14 protein-coding genes are annotated in these 18,443 nt (G+C 65.7%); 2 read left to right on the top strand and 12 right to left on the bottom strand.

Annotation, left to right across the window (positions count from 1 at the left end):
* Positions 1-7: 7 nt before the first annotated feature.
* The 9 genes from AC1PLS_RS10815 to fabD are packed head-to-tail and all read right to left on the bottom strand — an operon-like array spanning position 8 to position 12,335.
* Positions 8-808 carry an ABC transporter permease gene (locus AC1PLS_RS10815; RefSeq protein WP_184435050.1) on the bottom strand — a complete coding sequence of 267 codons (801 nt, stop codon included), beginning with the start codon at positions 806-808 and terminating at the stop codon, positions 8-10.
* On the bottom strand, positions 805-1,707 hold the full coding sequence (locus tag AC1PLS_RS10810; RefSeq protein ID WP_184435052.1) for an ABC transporter ATP-binding protein: 903 nt from the start codon (positions 1,705-1,707) through the stop codon (positions 805-807). The genes AC1PLS_RS10815 and AC1PLS_RS10810 overlap by 4 nt, the downstream gene beginning before the upstream one ends.
* A 52-nt stretch (positions 1,708-1,759) precedes the next feature.
* Positions 1,760-7,156 (bottom strand): non-ribosomal peptide synthetase, encoded by a 5,397-nt coding sequence (locus AC1PLS_RS10805; protein ID WP_184435054.1) that lies wholly within the window; start codon positions 7,154-7,156, stop codon positions 1,760-1,762.
* 28 nt (positions 7,157-7,184) lie between these two features.
* The gene (locus AC1PLS_RS10800) at positions 7,185-7,949 is read right to left on the bottom strand and encodes an enoyl-CoA hydratase/isomerase (protein WP_184435057.1); all 765 of its coding nucleotides are present in this window, start codon (positions 7,947-7,949) and stop codon (positions 7,185-7,187) included.
* Complete coding sequence (locus AC1PLS_RS10795) at positions 7,946-9,205, bottom strand: hydroxymethylglutaryl-CoA synthase family protein (protein ID WP_184435060.1); 1,260 nt, start codon at positions 9,203-9,205, stop codon at positions 7,946-7,948. The genes AC1PLS_RS10800 and AC1PLS_RS10795 overlap by 4 nt, the downstream gene beginning before the upstream one ends.
* A 53-nt stretch (positions 9,206-9,258) precedes the next feature.
* Positions 9,259-9,507, bottom strand: a complete 249-nt coding sequence (locus tag AC1PLS_RS10790) for an acyl carrier protein (protein ID WP_184435061.1) — start codon at positions 9,505-9,507, stop codon at positions 9,259-9,261.
* A gap of 7 nt (positions 9,508-9,514) precedes the next feature.
* Entirely contained in the window at positions 9,515-10,936 is a 1,422-nt protein-coding gene (locus tag AC1PLS_RS10785; protein ID WP_184435063.1) for a PfaD family polyunsaturated fatty acid/polyketide biosynthesis protein, read from the bottom strand.
* A gap of 37 nt (positions 10,937-10,973) precedes the next feature.
* The gene (locus tag AC1PLS_RS10780; protein ID WP_481104466.1) at positions 10,974-11,450 is read right to left on the bottom strand and encodes a PspC domain-containing protein; all 477 of its coding nucleotides are present in this window, start codon (positions 11,448-11,450) and stop codon (positions 10,974-10,976) included.
* Positions 11,451-11,462: 12 nt separating this feature from the next.
* Positions 11,463-12,335 carry an ACP S-malonyltransferase gene (gene fabD, locus AC1PLS_RS10775; RefSeq protein WP_184435067.1) on the bottom strand — a complete coding sequence of 291 codons (873 nt, stop codon included), beginning with the start codon at positions 12,333-12,335 and terminating at the stop codon, positions 11,463-11,465.
* A 333-nt stretch (positions 12,336-12,668) separates the two neighbouring features.
* On the opposite strand from fabD, the gene AC1PLS_RS10770 reads away from it, so the two are divergent.
* The gene (locus AC1PLS_RS10770) at positions 12,669-13,400 is read left to right on the top strand and encodes a metallophosphoesterase (protein WP_221237874.1); all 732 of its coding nucleotides are present in this window, start codon (positions 12,669-12,671) and stop codon (positions 13,398-13,400) included.
* Positions 13,401-13,402: 2 nt separating this feature from the next.
* Entirely contained in the window at positions 13,403-14,197 is a 795-nt protein-coding gene (locus AC1PLS_RS10765) for a 4'-phosphopantetheinyl transferase family protein (RefSeq protein ID WP_184435071.1), read from the top strand.
* Here AC1PLS_RS10765 and AC1PLS_RS10760 read toward each other — a convergent pair.
* From AC1PLS_RS10760 to AC1PLS_RS10750, 3 genes are read right to left on the bottom strand one after another with little or no spacing between them, the layout of a single operon-like run.
* Complete coding sequence (locus AC1PLS_RS10760) at positions 14,184-15,131, bottom strand: acyltransferase domain-containing protein (RefSeq protein ID WP_184435073.1); 948 nt, start codon at positions 15,129-15,131, stop codon at positions 14,184-14,186. The genes AC1PLS_RS10765 and AC1PLS_RS10760 overlap by 14 nt on opposite strands.
* Positions 15,132-15,137: 6 nt before the next feature.
* Positions 15,138-15,788 carry a glutathione S-transferase family protein gene (locus tag AC1PLS_RS10755; protein WP_184435075.1) on the bottom strand — a complete coding sequence of 217 codons (651 nt, stop codon included), beginning with the start codon at positions 15,786-15,788 and terminating at the stop codon, positions 15,138-15,140.
* A 3-nt stretch (positions 15,789-15,791) separates the two neighbouring features.
* Positions 15,792-18,425 carry a 50S ribosomal protein L11 methyltransferase gene (locus tag AC1PLS_RS10750; RefSeq protein ID WP_184435077.1) on the bottom strand — a complete coding sequence of 878 codons (2,634 nt, stop codon included), beginning with the start codon at positions 18,423-18,425 and terminating at the stop codon, positions 15,792-15,794.
* Positions 18,426-18,443: the final 18 nt, after the last annotated feature.

Here is an 18,443-nt window from a genome sequence, read left to right as displayed (position 1 = left end):
CATGCCTCTATCCGTGGCGCGTCATCTTCTTTACGGTCAGCAACGTGAGCCCGACGGTAAGCACCGCCAGGAAAAGCACGTGGAACCATGCCCCTACGATGTAGATGTGCTTGGCACCACCCACTCCCAGCACTAGCTGGTTCAGGTAGAACGGCGGCATGAACAGCGCGATCCAGCCAATGGCGGCGGGCAGCGGGAAGAATAGGCCGGAAAAATACAGCTGTGGCATGTAGACGATGGTTGTGATGCCGTTGGCCACGTGCGCGCTGGCGCGGGCGCCAATGAAAAAACCGATAGCGCAGAACGGCAGCACGCCCAACCACAGCACTAGGCCCACCATGACCGCCTGGGTCGCGTTCAGCGAGATGCGGCCCATGGCCAATCCCACTGCGATCATCACCAGAATCACCATGGCCGCATAGGCCATCGCGCAGACGAACTTGCCGATGAGATGTGCTGCAGCCGGCATCGCAATTGCCCGCTTGAACTCGAGCAGCTTGAATTGACGCTCGCCGGCGAGAATGGCGCCGAAACCGAACATCGCCGGTCCCATGATGCCGAGGATCGCCATGCCGCTGAACAATCCGAGCCGGAGATCAGGATCGGCCTTCTGCGGCGAACCCAGGGCACTGAACACGAGGAACAGCACCACCGGCATCACCAGGAAGGGAAAGCCGAAGCCGGGATTGCGCAACGAGCGGATGAACTCGTACTTGGCTTCCAGGTAATAGATGCGCAACACCTTCAGGCGCGACATCCGCTTGCGCTGCATCTTCGCGGTGTCCAATCCGGAAACAGTCGAGTTCACAGGCGGTTCTCCTGGGTGATCTTCACGAAGGCGTCAGCCAACCCCGCCTGGCTAACGGACAAGTCGCTGAGCGTACTGTCCCTTTCCAGCAGGCGGCTCACCGTGGCCTCCAATTCGGCATGGTCCACGGTCAGCTTAAGGGATCCGTTCTCGACCACCGCGATCGCCACGCCGGGCCACGTGCCGACTTCTTCGGCGGTGAGATGGCTGGTACAGGTGATCCGGCGGGTGGAAATCGACTGGGTAACTTCCTTGACGGTTCCTGATTTGACAACGCGTCCTTTGGCCAGCACCAGGATTCGGTCGGCGAGCGCCTCGGCTTCTTCCAGGTAATGGGTGGTCAGGAGGATGGAACACCCGGCATCGACCTGCTTGCGCACGATATCCCACAGGCTCTGCCGGGCCTGCACGTCGAGACCTACCGTCGGTTCGTCGAGGAACAGCAGCTCGGGCCTGCCGCACAACGCGATGGCAAACTGCACCTGGCGCTTCTGGCCACCCGAGAGCAAGCCGTAGCGGCGATCGCGCAGCGAGTCGGTGTTGGTCATCCGCAGGATCTCGTCGGGATCGTAACCGTCCGGATAGTAGCTGGCGAACAGCGTCACCAGTTCGCGCACCTTCAACTCCGGTGCCATGAAGACTTCCTGCAGCATGACGCCGAGGCGTCGCCTCGCCTCCATATCGCCCGGCGGCAGGCCGAACATGCGGATCTGCCCGGCATCGGGCTTCTGCAGCCCCAGCATCAGAGAGATGGCGGTAGTCTTGCCCGCGCCGTTCTCGCCGAGTAGCGCGACCAACTCGCCACGATGCACGCGAAGGTCGAAACCGTCGAGCGCGGTGGTGTCTCCGAAGCGCTTGTACACGCCTTCCATGTTAGCCAGATCGACGCTTGCCATCATGTTTCCCTGATTTCTTGGGTTGACTGGATGTAGCCAAAGCGGCGAGGGATCGTCAATGCGACGCCCCTCGTCCGGTGAGGCTCGATAGCGACGCATCGAACGAATCCGCGATCCCCTGCAATGTATCGCGAGAATACCTGCTGCTGACGATATTTATACACAGGCAGCCATCCGTCACGTTGCTTAGCAGTGCCATTTTCCACGGCAACGATACCTGCTCCAGGACACCGGCGTACTCGCGGTTGTCGAAGTGCATGGTGAACAGGCCACCCGGCGCCTCGCCTCCCAGTACGCCCTGGTGATTCAGCAGTACGTCGATGGGCGCGTGCGGCAGACGTTGCCCCTTTTCGGCCAGATGGCGTGAAATGCCGTAGCCGAGACCTTCGTGCGGCAGCTCGCGCAGCCTATGCCGCACGCCGGCCAGCGTCGTGTCCATCGTCGTGTCGGCCGCCAGTTCGAGCAGGCACGGCACCGGCGTGGAGAACCAGCCGAGCGTGCGTGATACATCGAGGCCATCGAAGCCGGCTACCCGGCCATGGTGATAGACGCCGAGCGCGAAGCTCGTCAGCCCCGACCATTGCCAGAGGGCACGTACCAGCGCGGCCAGCAACAGCTCGCCCGTCTGTGCCGCATGGTCGCGGGCGGCCCGGGCGAGCAGTCCGGAGGTCCGTCGGGCATCGATGCACAGCGTGACGCATTCGGAACGTTCCGCATCGCCGCCGTCTTCGATCTCCACGGGCAGCGGCTTGTGCGTGTTCCACGGCAACGCCTGCCAGAACTTCCGTTCCGCCGCGGCGCCCGAAGACCTGGCGTAATCCTCCAGGCCGAGGGCCCATTGCCGCACGGACGCCCCTTTCACGGGCAGGCGCACCGGCAGGCACGCCTCGAGTTGTTCGTACACGGTCTGCAGGTCTTGCAGCAGGATGCCCCACGAAAGCGGGTCGATCGCGAAGTGATGGACCGCCAGCAGCAAGATCTGGGTCGACGCATCGGCAGCTTCGACAAGGCTGGCTTGCAACAGCAAGCCGTCACCGGCATCCACGCGTTCGCGCGTTCGCGAAAGGATCGCCGAGACAGCTTCGCCGACATCCGCGCCGGCATCCAGCCGTTCGACGGCCAGCAACTCGCGGCCGGCCATCGTAGCGATGGGCGCGATCGTCTGCGCCCATTCGCCGTCCGGCGTGGTGGTCACGCCCAGCCGGAGGACGTCGTGATAGATCGCCAGCTTGCGCAGCGCGGCGCCAAGCAACGTCGGCGACAGCGGTCGGCGGCATGCCAACACCTGGGAGGAAACGAGGTGCCGGATCGCCTGTTCACCCTGCGCCAGCGCCCCGTGCTGGATGGGCGTGAACGGCACGTTGCCGGTCACGCCGCCGCGCTCGGGAGCTTGCGTCGCATCCGCGCGCCCGACATGCGGCAGCGCGTCCGGCCCGGACAAGGCGTCCGCCAGCGTTGCCGCAAGGCGGGCCACGGTGGGTTGCTCGAAGATCGCATGAAGGGTCAGGCGCAAGCCCGCGCGGCTTGCGCGCCCGATGACTTCGATCGCGCTGATGGAGCTGCCGCCCAGTTCGAAAAAATCGTCGTCGCGTCCCACGCGATCCACGCGCAGCGCCTCGCGCCACGCGTCCGCCAGCGCTGTCTCGACCGGTCCACAGGGAGGCTCGAAGGACCGCTCGCGTCCCCGCGGCGGTAGCGGCAATGCGCGCCGGTCCACCTTGCCCTGGAGGTTCATCGGCAACGCGTCCAGGACGACGAACGCGGCAGGCATCATATAGGCAGGAAGCGACTCGCCGAGCCGACGGCGCAAGACCTCCACGATGGTCGCGCGGTCGGCGTCTGCGCAGCTCACCCACGCCACCAGCATCGGTTCGCCGGCCGACGATCGGTCGACGCCCACGACCGCCTCGCGCACCTGCGTGACCGCGCGCAAGCATGCCTCTATCTCCCCGGGCTCGATACGGAACCCGCGCAGCTTCACCTGATCGTCGTTGCGGCCCACGTAAGCCAGGTCGCCGCCGGGAAGCCAACGGGCGAGATCCCCGGTGCGATAGATGCGCGCGCCCTCGACGAAGGGATCCGCGACGAAGCGGGCAGCGGTGAGGTCGTCACGATGCAGGTAACCGCGCGCGACGCCGGCGCCACCGATGCACAGTTCACCTACCACCCCCATCGGCACGGGATGCCCCTGCGCATCGAGCACATAGACGCGTGCACCGTCGATCGGGCGTCCGATGGGTAGGTCTTCGAGCGAAGTCGTGTCGGCAGGCACGCGATACGAGGTACTGGTCACAGTACCCTCGGTGGGACCGTACGTATTGAGCCATGCGATGCGCGTTCCGGCGAGCGCGTGCCAGCGACGCAGCGACGCCAGCGACACCCGTTCGCCCCCGACGATCACCAGCCGCAGCGGACCGGTATCGATCGATTCTCCGGCCAATGCCTCGACGAACGCGTGCCAGTAGGCGGTGGGCAGGTTGAGCACTGTCACCCGCCGCGTGACGATGCGGCACAGCAGTTCAGCCGCTGTCGGCACGCCCGCCTCGCGCAGGACGATCGCCGCGCCGGCCGCGAGGGTGGGAAAGATTTCTTCGACGGATGCGTCGAAACTGATCGAAGCGAACTGCAATGCGCGGTCGGCATCGGTCAGCGCGAACGCCCCGCACGCCCAGCGGGCATGTCCGGCCACGCTCCCATGTTCGACCACCACGCCCTTCGGTTCTCCCGTGGAACCCGAGGTGTAGATGACGTAGGCGGCATCGCTCGCCCCGCGGGAGACGGCATGCGGCGCGGGATTCGTGGACGGCTGGGCCGCCGCCGGGCAAGCGTCGCCGTCCATCGTGACCAGCGGGACGGCGACGTCCGGCAGGCTCGCGATCAACGCCGATTGCGTGAGGACCGCCACGGGTCGCGTCTGGGCAAGGATGTGGCCGAGACGCGCGTCCGATGTCGCGGGATCGACCGGCACGTATGCCGCACCCGCTTTGAGCGTTGCCAGCAGCGCCACGATCAGCGAGGGGCTTCGCTCGACGTACACCACCACCCGGCTCTCCGGACCGGCACCCAGCGAACGCAGGTGATGGGCCAGCCGGTTGGCTCGGGCGTTGAGTTCGGCGTAATCGATATCGACGACGCCGTCGGATACCGCGATCGCGTGGGGGCGTCGCTCCGCTTGAGCCTCGAAAAGCGCGTGCACCGTCGCGGCAGGCGCCGCTGTTTCTCCGCCTCGCGAGAAGCGCAACGATTCGTCGCGGGCGTCGCCGTCCGCCAGCGGAATGCAGGCCAGCGGCCCGGCCAGCGCGGCAGGATCGGTCAGCCGCGCGAGCAGGTCGAGCAGGCCGCGCGCATGGACCTGGATCTCCCAGGCCTCGAAGTGCCGTACGTCGGCACTCCATTCCAGTCGGAGCTCTCCGTTCAGGTGCGCGCGAATGCGAAGTTCCACGTCGGCGTCGTTGGCGCCGCCGGCCACGTCGAGCACCGTGCGCCAAGCGGGCGATGCCTTGCCCGGAATGCGGTCGCGACCGGCCGCGACCACGCGGGCTGCGCAATCGCGGATGAAGTCCGACGCAGAAACGGATGGCTGCGCGAGGTACGTAACGGGAACGGGCCTGCCGCCGGCGGACGACACGAGTGCCACACGCACCTGCTCCGTACGCAGGGCCTTGCAGAGATAGAGTACGGCGGCGGCGGCGAACACGTCGGCGGCCGCCACATTGCACGCCTCGGAGGCCGCGTGCAACGTGCGGAGCACGCTCGCCGGCGCGATGACCTCATGGCGCAGGCGTCCCGCTTCGGCGTGCGGATGCATCGCCACGCACAGGCTCGCCGACGCACCATCGCTCGCCGAGGCATCGGCTGGCGCGTCGAGTCGGCGGGCGGAGAACCGTTCGTCACGATCCGGCGACGCGCCCAAAGCCAGGTCGAGGTCGTCGAGCGCGACGTCCGGAGACGCCCCGACCTGTCGCGTCAGCGCGACGAAGCGTTGGGCCAGATCCTCGATGGTCGATGCGTCGAAGAGGTCCGTGGCGTACTCGAAAGCCCCATAGAAGACACCGGACGCCTCCTGGATGCTCAGCGTCAATTCGTTCTTCGCCGTCGTCCAGGGAAGGATGACCGGCTCCATGCGTGCATCGCCCAGGGTCGCCTCGCGTGCCGAGTCACCATGCATCGCGAACGCGATTGTACCCAGTGCCGGCGGTACGCCACCGGATTTCGCGCGCAGCGCCGCCACCAGCTCCTCGAAGGGCAGGTCCTGGTGCGCATAGGCGTCGATCACCACGTCGCGCACGTGGACCAACCATCGGCGAAAGGTCATGCCTTCGACGGCCGCAGCGCGCAGCACGAGATTGTTCACGCACAGACCGACGATGGCCTCGGTACCCGGGTGGTTACGGCCGGCAACCGGCGTGGAAACGACGAGATCGCGCTGCCCAATCCACCGCGAAAGCAGCACGTGGAACATGGCGAACATCGCCATGAACGGCGACGCGCCCGTGGAGACGGCCAGGGTGCGCAGCGCCGCGCCGTCGTCCGCGGGAATCGCGAAACCGTGTACGGCGCCGCGAAAGCTAGGCATCGCCGGACGCTCGCGATCCACTGGCGGCACCGGTGCGCGGAACCCGTCGAGCCGTTCCATCCCTTCGGCGAGCAGTGCGTCCAGGACCGGGCCACGCAACCATTCCCGCTGCCATCGCGCGTAATCCGAATAGCGCAGCCGCACCGGCGGCAAGGGATCGGGTGCGCCGAAACGGAACGCCTCGTAGAGCGCCACCAGTTCGCTCCAGAGCAATTGCGACGCCCAGCCATCGCACGCGACGTGGTGCAGGGTGACGAAGAGGACGTGATCCTCGGGCCCCATCCGGATCAGTGTGCCGCGCACGAGCGGCCCGACGGCGAGATCGAATGGAGAATGCAGTTCCTCCCCAAGCACCTCGCGGAGGCGCTCGTCCGCCGCTTCGACGCCGGCAGTGGCCAGGTCAACCTGATGCAAGGAAAACCCGCGGGGATCACCCACGTGCTGCATCGGCGCGCCGTCAACCAGCGACAGCGTCGTGCGAAGGACCTCGTGCCGTTCGACCAGGCTATCCAGGGCTCGCCGCAACGATGCGGTATCGAGCGCACCGATCAGGCGCACGGCCGATGGCACGTGGTAACGCGCCGCGCCCCGTGGGCCGGCCAACTGGTCGACGATCCACAGGCGTTGCTGTGCGAGCGAAAGCGGGGCCGGCCCGTTTCCGGGTGCCGGTACCAGCGGCGGCGGATCCACGCGATGCCCCAGGCCACTGAGGAAAGCGAGAATCTCCGCCTTGTGCGCGCGCAACCGGGATACGTCTTCCTCGCGCAACGCACCGCGCGGCGCGTCCACCGCCAGTTCGCCGTTCTCCACCCAGAGGCGAACGTCCCTGGCGCGAAGGTCATGCACAAGCCGGTCGATGTAGGGCTCGGCGCTCACGGAGGCCGATGCCCGTTCGGCGTGGCGGTCAGGCCTCCCACGGAAACACCCCGCGTTCCACGTAGCGGACGATGCCCTCGACGTTGCGGGGATCGGAAAACACTTCCGCGTTCACGTCGATCGCCGCCTGCCGTTGCGCCCGGAGCCCGCCCGCGAGCTGGTCGGCATAGCGCTTGTAGCGGCCTATCGCGACGGGGGACAGCCGGCGCAGGCGCAACAGGTGCTTGCGCAGCAAGGCGTCGGATTGGGGTTCGAGCGCATCGACGAGTCCCCAGGAGAGCGCTTGCGACGCCTCGACTGGATGGGTCATCAGGGTGAGGTAATGCGCTCTCTGGAAACCGATTCGCCGGATGAGGAACGGCAGCACGCAGGCGGGTATGAGACCGAACAGCAACTCGGAAAGGCTGAAGCGCGCCGTTTCATCGGCCAGCACGATGTCGCTCGCCGCCACGAAGCCCATGCCGCCGGCGTTGACTTTGCCGCGAACGTGCGACACGCACAGGTAGGGTCCGGTCGCCATGCGCAGCCACAGGTCGTACAGGCGGTCGGGGCCGGCCTCGGGGGCTTCGGCACCCACGGAACGATCGCGGATGTCCGAGAAATCGGCACCGAAGCAGAACGTCTCCGCGTTGCCGCTGAACACGATGGCGTTCGCGCTACCCTCGCATTCGTCGAGGACGCGGTGGCATTCCTCCACCAGTCTGGCATTGATGGTGTTGTTGGCCTCGGGACGATCGAACTGCAGGAAGCAGATGGAATCCTGCATGCGCACCTGCAACGTTTCGTAGTTCACGCGGTCCACTCGTACTCGCGATGGAATTCACGAATCTGGCGAAGGTACATGCGCGGACGTCCTGAGTGATTCATGCGCGCCGCCCTCTCCCACTGCTCGTGCAGCACGACGTTGCGCGTGCCGAACTTCACGATGGCGCTTTCCCTCAACAGTTCGTCGTATTCGCCCATCGAGAGCGAATGGCGCGCATCCAGGCCACCCTTGATGTCGAAGAGGCTTTGCCGCTTCTGCCCCTCGGCGGTCACCACGCCGCTGTAGAACTCCGAGCAGCAGCCTGAGCCATAGGAAAAGCATCCTATGCGCTTGGGATGCTCATATTTGCCGGTGTCGATGGTTCCCGCCAGCGACATGAAGACCGTACCGCCCATGATGTTGCCAACCCGCTGGCAGTACGACATGCCCGGGACGACGCGGCGCTGGAAATCCTCGTCGATCTCGTTCGGCCGAGCCTGCGCCACCTTCCGCATCATTGTGCGGTGGGCGCCTTTGACCATGCCGCCGAACGGCGTGTGAAACGTCAGGTACTGGAAAGAGTCCCGGTAATCCACACCGTCGACGCGCCGCTGATACTCGCGGAACGCATTCTCGCAGCAGTCCAGATACGAGAGCAGGGACAGATCCGCGTCGCCCGCTTCGCTGTCGGCCACTGGTCGACAGGTGTCCATCACTTCGTAACCGTAATAGCCGTTCGCGCCGATGTCGACCTGGAATACTTCCGGGTTTTCGCCGATCAGCATCGCGACCGCACCTGCGCCCGAACTCGGCTCGGCGAACGACCAATCCTGGGTAAGGGCCTCGCCGGCGTCGACGGCCATGAAGCGTGAGATGTCGGTCGCCACCACGAGAGCCTTCGCCCCGGGCGAGGCCTGTGAAAGGATGAAGTTAATGGCCATCTGGAAACCGGCGGTGCCCGAATAGCACGCCTGCTTGATCTCGAACAGCCGACAATTCCGGTTGAGTTTGAGATGATGATGGATGTAAGTGCTCATCGACTTGCCGAAGTCGATGCCCGATTCCGTACACGTAATGAGCAGTTCGATCCGGTCCCGTTCCGATTCGTCGAGGCTGTCGACGATCGGCTTGGCCGCGTTTACTGCGAAAGTGATCGGGTCTTCGCATGGCAGCGCGACTGCCTTTTCCTTCATCAGAAGGTTTTCAAAACGCGCGGTGTCCAGTCGCCGGTGCTCGGCTAGCCTGCCGACATCCAGGCACGCGGTGCCTCCGAACACGTTCAACGCCTCGATTCCAACCAGCATTCCCTCACCCCCTTTCAACAGGCCGCGCCCGTGATCCTTAACAGACCGCCATGTCAGGCGGATGGCAGCTTGCCCAGCAGCAGGTCGGCAAGTTCGCCGATGTTGCGCGGGCCGAACAGTTCCACGCGAGGGATCGCCAGGTTCAATTCCGACAGAACCTCCGCAAGTATCTCGGCGCGATCGATGGAATTGGCGCCCAGATTTTTCAGGCTGTCCTCGGCAACAAAACGATGGTCTTCCAGCGCGGGAAGAACCTCCGAAGCCTTGGCACCGATGATTGCGACGATGTCGTTCTTGTCCATCAATGCCTCACGATGGCAGTCCACCGACCGCCTTCAACGATTTCGATTCAGACGCTTGGCTGGCGCGTTGCATCGACGCCAGTTCTGCGTAACGTTGGCTCAGCAGTTGCGCCGCACCTTCCATCAGGCGCACGCCGAGATCTGCGACACGCCGGTTGCGCCACGGCACGAGCGGCGTATCCCTTACCCACTGGTTGAACGCGCCCAGGGCGGGACCGCAGTGAATCTGGTAGTCGACCTTGCCCTCCGCGACGCCCTGCATGGCGAGCCGCGTCGTGTGCACGAAATACCACTTGAAGATGAGCGCCATCTTGTGCCGCGGATTGCGCTCAATCTCGCCGATCTTGTCCGGCATGACGCGCGCGTAATACGCCATCGTCTCTTCCCACACCGCCTCGAACGATCGCTGGAAATACTTGTCCTGGATCTGCTGGCGCGTCTGCGCATCGATGTCCTCGATGGAACCGAACCGCTGATACAGCTCATAGAGCTTGTTGGCGCGCGCGGGGAAGAACAATCCGCGCCGGGCCACCTGAACCCTGGCGCCCAGTTCGAACATGTCGCCGGCCGGGGCATAGCACGTGTCCTGCACGTTCAGCTCCTGCAGGATGTCCTTTACCGCATCGCTGGTGCCCGCCTCGACCGTGCACTGGTTGATCGAGCCGGTCATGACGAAGGCGGCGCCCATGATGAACGCCGCGGCGACCGCATGAGGCGTGCCGATGCCGCCCGCAGCGCCCACCCGGATGCGTCGGCGGTAACCGTGCTCCTTCATCGCCGCGTCGCGCAGCGCGAACATCGCCGGCAACAGCGCGAACGCCACGCCCTGGTCGGTGTGTCCTCCCGAATCGGATTCTACGCAGATGTCCTCGGACATCGGGATGCCTGCGCCGATTTCCGCTTCCTCCGCGGTGAGGCGACCGGCAGCGACCAGAGCGCGCACGATCTCTTCCGGAGGCGGACGCATGAAGGCCGAGGCCACCTCCGGACGCGATACCTTGGCCAGGATGCGGCGCGGGGATACGGCATGGCCATGCGCGTCGCGCCGGATGCCGTGCAGGCGAAACCGAACCAGGCTCGGCGTGATGCGTATGAACGCGGCGGCCTCGACGAAACGCACGCCGTGGTGCAGGTACATGTCGACCGTGTGATCTTCGATGTCCGGTCGGTCGAGACTGCACAGCAGGTTCATGCCGTACGCCTCGCCGCCCGGAAGCCGCTCACGTATGCGAACCAGCGCCGCCTCGAGTGCATCGAAGGTCATGCCGCCGGCGCCGAGGTAGCCGAGCATCCCGGCCCGACCCATCGCGATCACGAGATCGGCGGAAGAAATGCCCTTGTACATCGCACCGGCGAGATACGCGTAGCGCAAGCCGTGATCGGCCCTGAACCCCTCGTCACCCAGCGAATCGGCGCCGATGGTCAGCATGGAAAGCTCCGCCCGGATCGTCGCCGCATCATCTGGCTCACCCGGCGTCCCGCGACCGCGTGGCAGCATGCGCATCGTCGGCCACCGGCACGACGAATATCGCGATCAGGTAGAGCACGGCCAGTGCGCCACCGCTGAACACGCCGAGGATGATGAAAATGGAGCGCATCCAGGCCACGTCCACTTTCGAGTACACCGCCAGTCCATTGCACAGCCCGGCCAGCCACTGGCCCTCGCGGATGCGGTAGAGCCTGCGCCCTTCTTCCCGGGCTGTCGGCGCCGCCAAAGAGGATGGCGTGCCAGCGACGTCGCGGAGGATCGCATCGATCTCGGGGGCGGTGACCACCGTCTTGGTCGCATCCACGCACGCAGCCAGCCTCCCGGCCAGCACGCGCTCGGCGTCATCCCTCTCGGCAGGCGCGAGCAATTCCAGATACTCGCGCAGCTTCCGATAGCCGTCCTGCTCAACCTGGAATGCCCTGCCGCGCACGCTCAGTGTGACTACTGTTTTCACGGAATGCGTTCCTCAGCCGGCGATGGCTCGCGCAGCATCCTGGATCTGTTTGACAAGCCGGGTCAATACGTTGCCCGGACCCACTTCGCGGAAGTCCGTGACGCCCTGCGACAGGAGGTACTCGACGCTTTCGGTCCAGCGCACCGGCTGCGTGATCTGTTTCACCAGCAGTTCGCGGATGCTCGCTGCGTCGCCCGGATAAGGCTTCGCCGTGACGTTCGCCACCACGGGTATCCGCGGCGGCGCGAACGTGAACGAGGCCAGATACCCTTCGAACTGACGGGCATAGGGCTCCATGTAGCGCGAATGGAACGCCGCGCTCACCGGCAACGGAACAAACAGGGAAGCCCCGGAGGATTCAAAGAGCGGGCCAAGCCGCGCGATGTCGGCCGTGGGACCGCTGATCACCGTCTGCGACGGCGAGTTGTAGTTGGCGACGTCGATGCTCTGAAAGCCATGGTCGTCGATCACCGCGCGGACTCGCTCCGGCGCCAGGCCGATGACCGCGCCCATGCCACCGTCGCGCGCCTGGCCCATGAGCTCGCCGCGCTTGTGCACGATGCGCAGCCCGGTCATGAAATCGATGACTCCCGCGGCCACGAGCGCGCTGTACTCTCCCAGGCTGTGGCCGGCCGCGTAGCGCGGCACATGGCCGTCCTTCACCGCCTTCAGCATGTGCAACGAGCAGACCACATAGAGGGCCGGCTGCGTGTATCGGGTGTCCTTCAGCAAACCGTCGGCGTCGTCGACGCAGAGCCTGCGCATCGAATAGCCGACGAGATCGTCGATGTCTTTTTCGACGGCACGATATTCGGGCAGATCGAACAGCTCATGGCCCATGCCCTTCTGCTGCGACCCCTGCCCGGGAAAAACGAATGCAGTCATCAACGTCCTCCGCTTGCTCCCTGAACGTCGAGAATGCTTCGACGTAGCGATCCTCACGATGGTCACCGGCATCGTGAAGATCCCGGACGGCCGGTTATGCACGTGCTTTCGTAACTGAACCCGCATGCGAGCGATGGACGGCGCGAATTCCGTTGCGCACCCAGGAAAATCCAAACCCCGGAGCGATGATTGCAGATTCCCCCTGGGGGCCGCAACCCTGATCCAGGCCGTCGGCTGCGGCGTGGCGGGCACATGCTAGAGTGCTTCTGGCGGCGGTTTGCCGTGCCTCCAGACCGCCTTGCCATGCGAGTGTTTGCATTGTCGGATATCCACGTGGATTACGAGGTCAACGCGCACTGGGTCCAACGCCTCTCCATCGTCGATTACCGCCACGACCTGCTCATCCTGGCCGGCGATGTCACCGATCGGCTCGACCTGCTCTCGTGGTGCATCGCCGAGTTCGCGCGGCGTTTCCGGCAGGTGTTATTCGTGCCCGGCAACCACGATCTCTGGGTGATGCGCGACGCGCCGGGCAAGACATCCTGGGAGAAGTTCGACGACGTGACCGCCTGTGTGAACGATGCTGGCGCAAGCATGCGGCCCTTCGAGCACGCAGGCCTCCACGTCATCCCCCTGCTGAGCTGGTACGACTACTCCTTCGGCGAGCCCGACGAGGCCCTGCAATCCACCTGGATGGATTTCGCGGCATGCCGCTGGCCCGAGGGCATCCGGGCGAACGACGTCAGCGAGCGCTTCGCGGCCATGAACCCGAGCGAGCCGCCGTCCGGCGCGAAACGCGTCGTGACGTTCTCGCACTTCCTGCCACGCATCGACCTCATGCCGGCCTCCGTCCCCGGCCCGGTGCGCATGCTCTTTCCCGTGCTCGGGTCGATCCATCTCGACGCCCAGCTCCGTCGCCTGGGCGCCGACACGCACGTCTACGGCCACAGCCATCTCAACAGGGCGAAAAGCATCGACGGGGTGACTTACGTCAATAACGCCTTCGGCTATCCTTACGAAGATCACATCGCCGCTAAACTCCTGGTCCAGATCGTCGCGGAGTGACCATGGAGCCGCTCCTGCCCGGCGAAGTGCACCTGTGGATGGCTCGCTATCCACAATTCGGCGATCCCTTGTCCAGCGCCAAGTGCGAAGCCGTCATGACCGACGAGGAAAAGGCGAGGACGGAACGTTTCCACTTCGAGGACGATCGTCTGCGCCACCGAGTCACCCGCGCCCTGCTGCGCAACAGCCTGTCACGGTACGCACCGGTGAATCCGGGCGCGTGGCGCTTCGTGTCCAACGCCTACGGACGCCCCGCGATCGACCCGCATCACGGCGAGGCCTGCACGTTGTCATTCAACCTGTCGCACACGCGGGGCCTCATCGTCCTCGCCATTGCGCGGGACGTCGACCTCGGCGTCGACGTGGAGAACGTTCGCCATCGCGCCGCGCCGCTGGACGTCGCCGACCGCTTCTTCTCGATCGAAGAGGTCGGCGCGCTCGCCAAGATCGATGCCGCGGCGCGTCCGCGCCGCTTCTACGAGTACTGGACGTTGAAGGAGTCGTACATCAAGGCGAGGGGGATGGGTCTTTCCCTGCCCCTCGACGCTTTCGCCTTCTCGTATCCCACCGACGATGCCATTGCACTGGCGATCGACCCGGCCCTGTCCGACGACCCGGCCCGATGGGAATTCTGGCAATGGCACCCGATCGACGACTGCCTCGTCGCACTTTGCCTCCAGCGGCGCGGCGACGCCGTCACGCGCATCCATGCGCGCCTCGCGTTGCCGGGCGGTGAGGCAACGCTGTCGCTCGTGCCGCTGCGCCGCTCCCGCGATGCTTCACTCAACCCGCGGTAACAAAGCCGAAGCTCTTCAGTTCGCCTCCCAGGGGCGAAAGCACCTTGCCGATGCGCGACGCCGAGCCGGCTGGCAGCAGGTAGTTCAGGAACGTGGCGAGCGTGCCGGAGGGACCGACGTCGAGGTAATGGAAGGACTCGCGTGCCTCCAGTCGCTGGACGGCGGCCGCAAAGGCGATGGGATCGCGAACAACGTGCCAGAAGAAATCTTCCGGCAGCGTTTCGTAGTTGATGGCCTTGGCGCAGCATACGACCGGCATGCGGGCCGGCCCCATGGGTAGCCCATCGAAACACCACCGTAGCGGCTGGCGGGCCGCGTCGATCCAGCGCGAATGAAACGCGTGTGTCACCGGTAACCGCTGGTAGGGCACCGTGCGTGCGTCGAGGAAACGCTCGACCTCGTCCAGCGCAGCGTCCAGTCCGGCCACCACGAAATGCGAGGAAAAGTTCACCGCCGCCAGCTCGGCGCGCGTGGCGATCTCCGGCGTGTCGTACAGTGTCGGGTCGGCGACGATGGCGAGCATGCCGCCCGGCGGGCAATGCTGTTCCATGATCCGAGACTGGCGCAGGATCGCCGCCAGCGCGTCCTCCGGTGTGATCGCGCCGGCCACGGCCGCTGCCGCGTAACTGCCCAGGCTGGCGCCCAGGGTGAGGTCGGCGTGTACGTGAGCGGCCTCCAGGGCCTTCGCCATCGCGTACTCGACCATGAAGATCGCCAGGCCGCTGAGGGGCGTGCGCGCGAACGGGTCCGATCGCGAACGGGCCGGATCGTAGATCATGCGAACGATCGAGGTACCGCACAGCGCAAGGGCATGCGCGTCGAGGCGGTCCATCCAGTGCCGGAACACCTCGTTGCCCTGGTAGAGCGGTTCGCCCATGCGGTAGTACTGCGAGCCCTGCCCGGAGAACATGAAGATCGTCTTGAGTGGTTGCATAGAGACTCAGCCGGAGGATGGATGCGACATGCCCGGGGGCGACGCGGCCGCTTCGGGAGGCGCGGTGAAAAATCGGCTCGGCCAGGGGCGACCGATGCATTGCGCCAGCCAGCGGCGTACATCCGGGAACGCCGCCAGGTCGATCGATGTGGCGTGGACCGAACTGAGGATACCGGCCACGTTCACGTCCGCCGCGGTGAACGCAGGGCCGAGCAGGAAGCGGGAGCGCGCGAGCGCACGATCGAGCACGCTCAGCGGCGTGGCGAGACGCTTGTCATGCTCTGCGGCTAGCCCCGTGCTATCCGCAAGCGCCGCGACTACATGGGGCTCGACGTCGCTCACGGCCCATAAGCTCCATTGCAGAACGCTCGCCTGCTGCGCCAACGCCGTCGGCCAAAGCGGGCCACCGTTCTTCATCGCCAGGTAGAGATTGATCGCGATCGACTCCCATACCACCACCGCGCCATCGCGCAATACGGGCATCCGTCCATTCGGATTCAGCGCCAGGTACGCGTCGGATTTCATGTCGTCCGCGCTGGCGCCTACCCACTCGTACGCCAAACCCAGCTCTTCGAGCATCCACAGGCAGCGGAACGTGCGCGATGGCAACGAACCGTAGAGGATGGGCACCGTCGGCCCGGCGTCCGCCTCGGCCATTGCTCAATCGCTGGAGGGCAGAAATTTCGCGACGAACCGTTCCGCGATGCGCGGATCGATGCCATGTGCAGCCGGGTCGACCGCGAAGCGTTGCGCGAGCTCCGCCACCCGTCGGTATTCGGCCGGATCGGACCTGCAGTGTTGGAAAAGATCGGCGGTCTGGGCCTGCAGCTCGCTCGCCTGCTGGAACACGCGCGGATCGAAGCGGGGTAGCGCCGAGAACGCGTCAGGCGGCACGGCGTCCTGCCGCCAGCGGAACATCAGCGAACTTCCGTTGTGACGCGCGATGAGCGGCAACGCGTCGTCCTTCGCCACTCGCACCTCGGGAAGGAACTGCAACCCCTGCTTCCAGTGATAGCCCGGACTCTGACCGGGTTCGTTCGAGAGCCACCGTCCGGGCGTCATTTCCAAGTCGAACCAGAATAGCACCGCGCCTGCGATGCCGTCGGCCTTCGCGACGAGGTCTAGCTCCTGCTCCTGAGGGGACGGCTCGGCCCGGGCGAAATCGAAGGCGAACACGTCGAACGGTTCGCTCAGCGGCCGGTAGTCGATCTCGCGGTCATCGACGTTGGCGAACTCGGCCGTGAAACGGTAGGGATTGAGGAGGTTGACGTCGATGTCCAGTATGCGATCGAGCCGATACTCGACGAGCATCGCGCGCAGGCGTCCCGCCATCGGGAGATAGTTGGCGCCGTCCGTGAGCAGGTGCTCCCGCGCATGCGCCAGGAAATGCAGTACTCCCTCGCCGATAAGGCTGCAATCAAACAGTTCGAACAGCGCCAGTTCGGCCCGTTCCGGCAAGGATGCCGGCACGGACAGCGCGCGACAGTCCATGGCGAGCACATCGACCCGCTCGTCCACCCCGTTGGCGGCGGCCACCTCGCCGGCGATCCGCGCCAGACGCGTATCCACTTCGCAGGCATGCACGCGCGCGCCCATCTGCGCCGCCAGAACCGACAGCAGACCGCAGCCGGCTCCGATGTCCAGCACGCGCGTGCCTTCGGCGCCTGAAAGGCGCAAGGCGAGCGCGTCGTGATAGGCCTGGTTGCGGGCGCCGTCGAGCACCATCGGCACGTACCACGACGGCAGCATGGCCGTGCGCGGCATTCGTGCCGGCGGCACCGTGGCAATCGACAGGCGCGTGGCCTCGATGCGTGCGCGGATCGTGAATGACTCGGCCGCTGCCACGTCGACGGGATCGATGTAGTGAGCCGCGGGCCGCAGGCAGCGCAGCCCGCCGTCAATGCCGGTATCTATCCGCGCATCGGCCAGTTGGATCGAGAACCAGAAGAGGATCGCCTCGACCGTGCCGTCGGCGGTCACCGTGAGCTCGCGCGTCCGCACATCGGGCGCGAAGTCGTTCAGGTCGATGTCGCCCAGGTCGGTCGCCGCAGTGAGCGCCCTCCAGCCGTCCGCGGACGACGAAACCGCGAGGGGATAGGGACTCCAGCGAAGGGATGACAGGGGACGGATGTCGACGCCGGCCCCCGGATAGTTCCACTGTACCGCCATCGCGAAAAGACGGGCGCGACCAGGCAGCACGCGCAGGTCGGGCGCTCCGCGACGGCGATAGCGTTCGGCGATGCGCACGATGCCCGTTCCCAGCAACGTATGGTCGATGTCGGGTATCACGAGCCAGTCGTAAGTCGCCGGCTGAAGGGACGCGTCGTCCTCGGGCAGCACGTCCACGTGCGCGGCGAAGGTTTCGAACGATGCGCGCCGCTGCTCGTCGTTCCAGCCAGCGATCTCGCCGACGTGCGAGGCATGCCAGGCCGCCAGCAGGTGCTTCTGCACCACACCGGAAGCGATCCGCGCGTCGATAGCGGAAGGCTCTACGATGGTGACGTGCGCTGCGCCGTGCGCCAGGGCACGCAGGGCCAGCACACCGAGTTCGCTGCCATGCATGAGCACGCGCTTGCCGGCCGTCGATCGCAGCGCCTGATCCCAGGCTCCGAGCCAGCCGTCGTCGTCCAGCCTTGCGAGGGTGTTGCGCGACGTCTGGTGCGCGCCATAACGGACGAGGTGCTGGCGAAGCCCACCCACCATGGCGGCGTTCATCGATTCGGGAATTGTCGGATCGACCAGCAGGACGGGATCGAACGGAACCGAAGGAAGCGGTTCGGGCTCGCCGGGCGGCGCTGCCGATTCCGGGTCGAGCGCCTGTTGCAGGATGTCGTCCTTGCGTAGTTGTTCCTGAAGCCACCCGATGCGTTCGGCGACGTCGGTGTCGTCGGGATCGAGCGCTTGCACGCGTAGATAGGCGGCCAGTGCGGCGGCACGGTCGCGCTCGTTGTGGTACGTATCGGCCAGCAGGCGGTGTCCCACAACGGAGTCGGGATCGATCGCGACGATGCGCGAAGCGTCCTCGATCACCGCGCCGGGTTCGTCGAGGCGCACGTTGACCCGTGCGCGTTCTGCACGCCAGCGCACTTCGTCGGGTTCGATCACGACGAGCTGGTCGAGGTAGATAAGCGCCTGCTCAAGGTCGTTATTGCCGAGCGCGTCTTCGGCCATGCGTGAGAACACCGGGATACCCTCGCGCAGCACGTCGTGCGGCACGCGTTCCAGCGCTGTCTTCATCCCGGTCGGATCGCCGCGCCCGAGGGCGCGCGCGAGCTCATCCTGCCAATCCACCATGACTGCGACGTTCCCCTG

The sequence above is a fragment of the Xanthomonas sp. NCPPB 3218 genome (assembly GCF_056725185.1).
The sequence above is the reverse complement of the archived record's forward strand: the minus strand, read 5'-3'. Positions and strand labels throughout refer to the sequence as shown.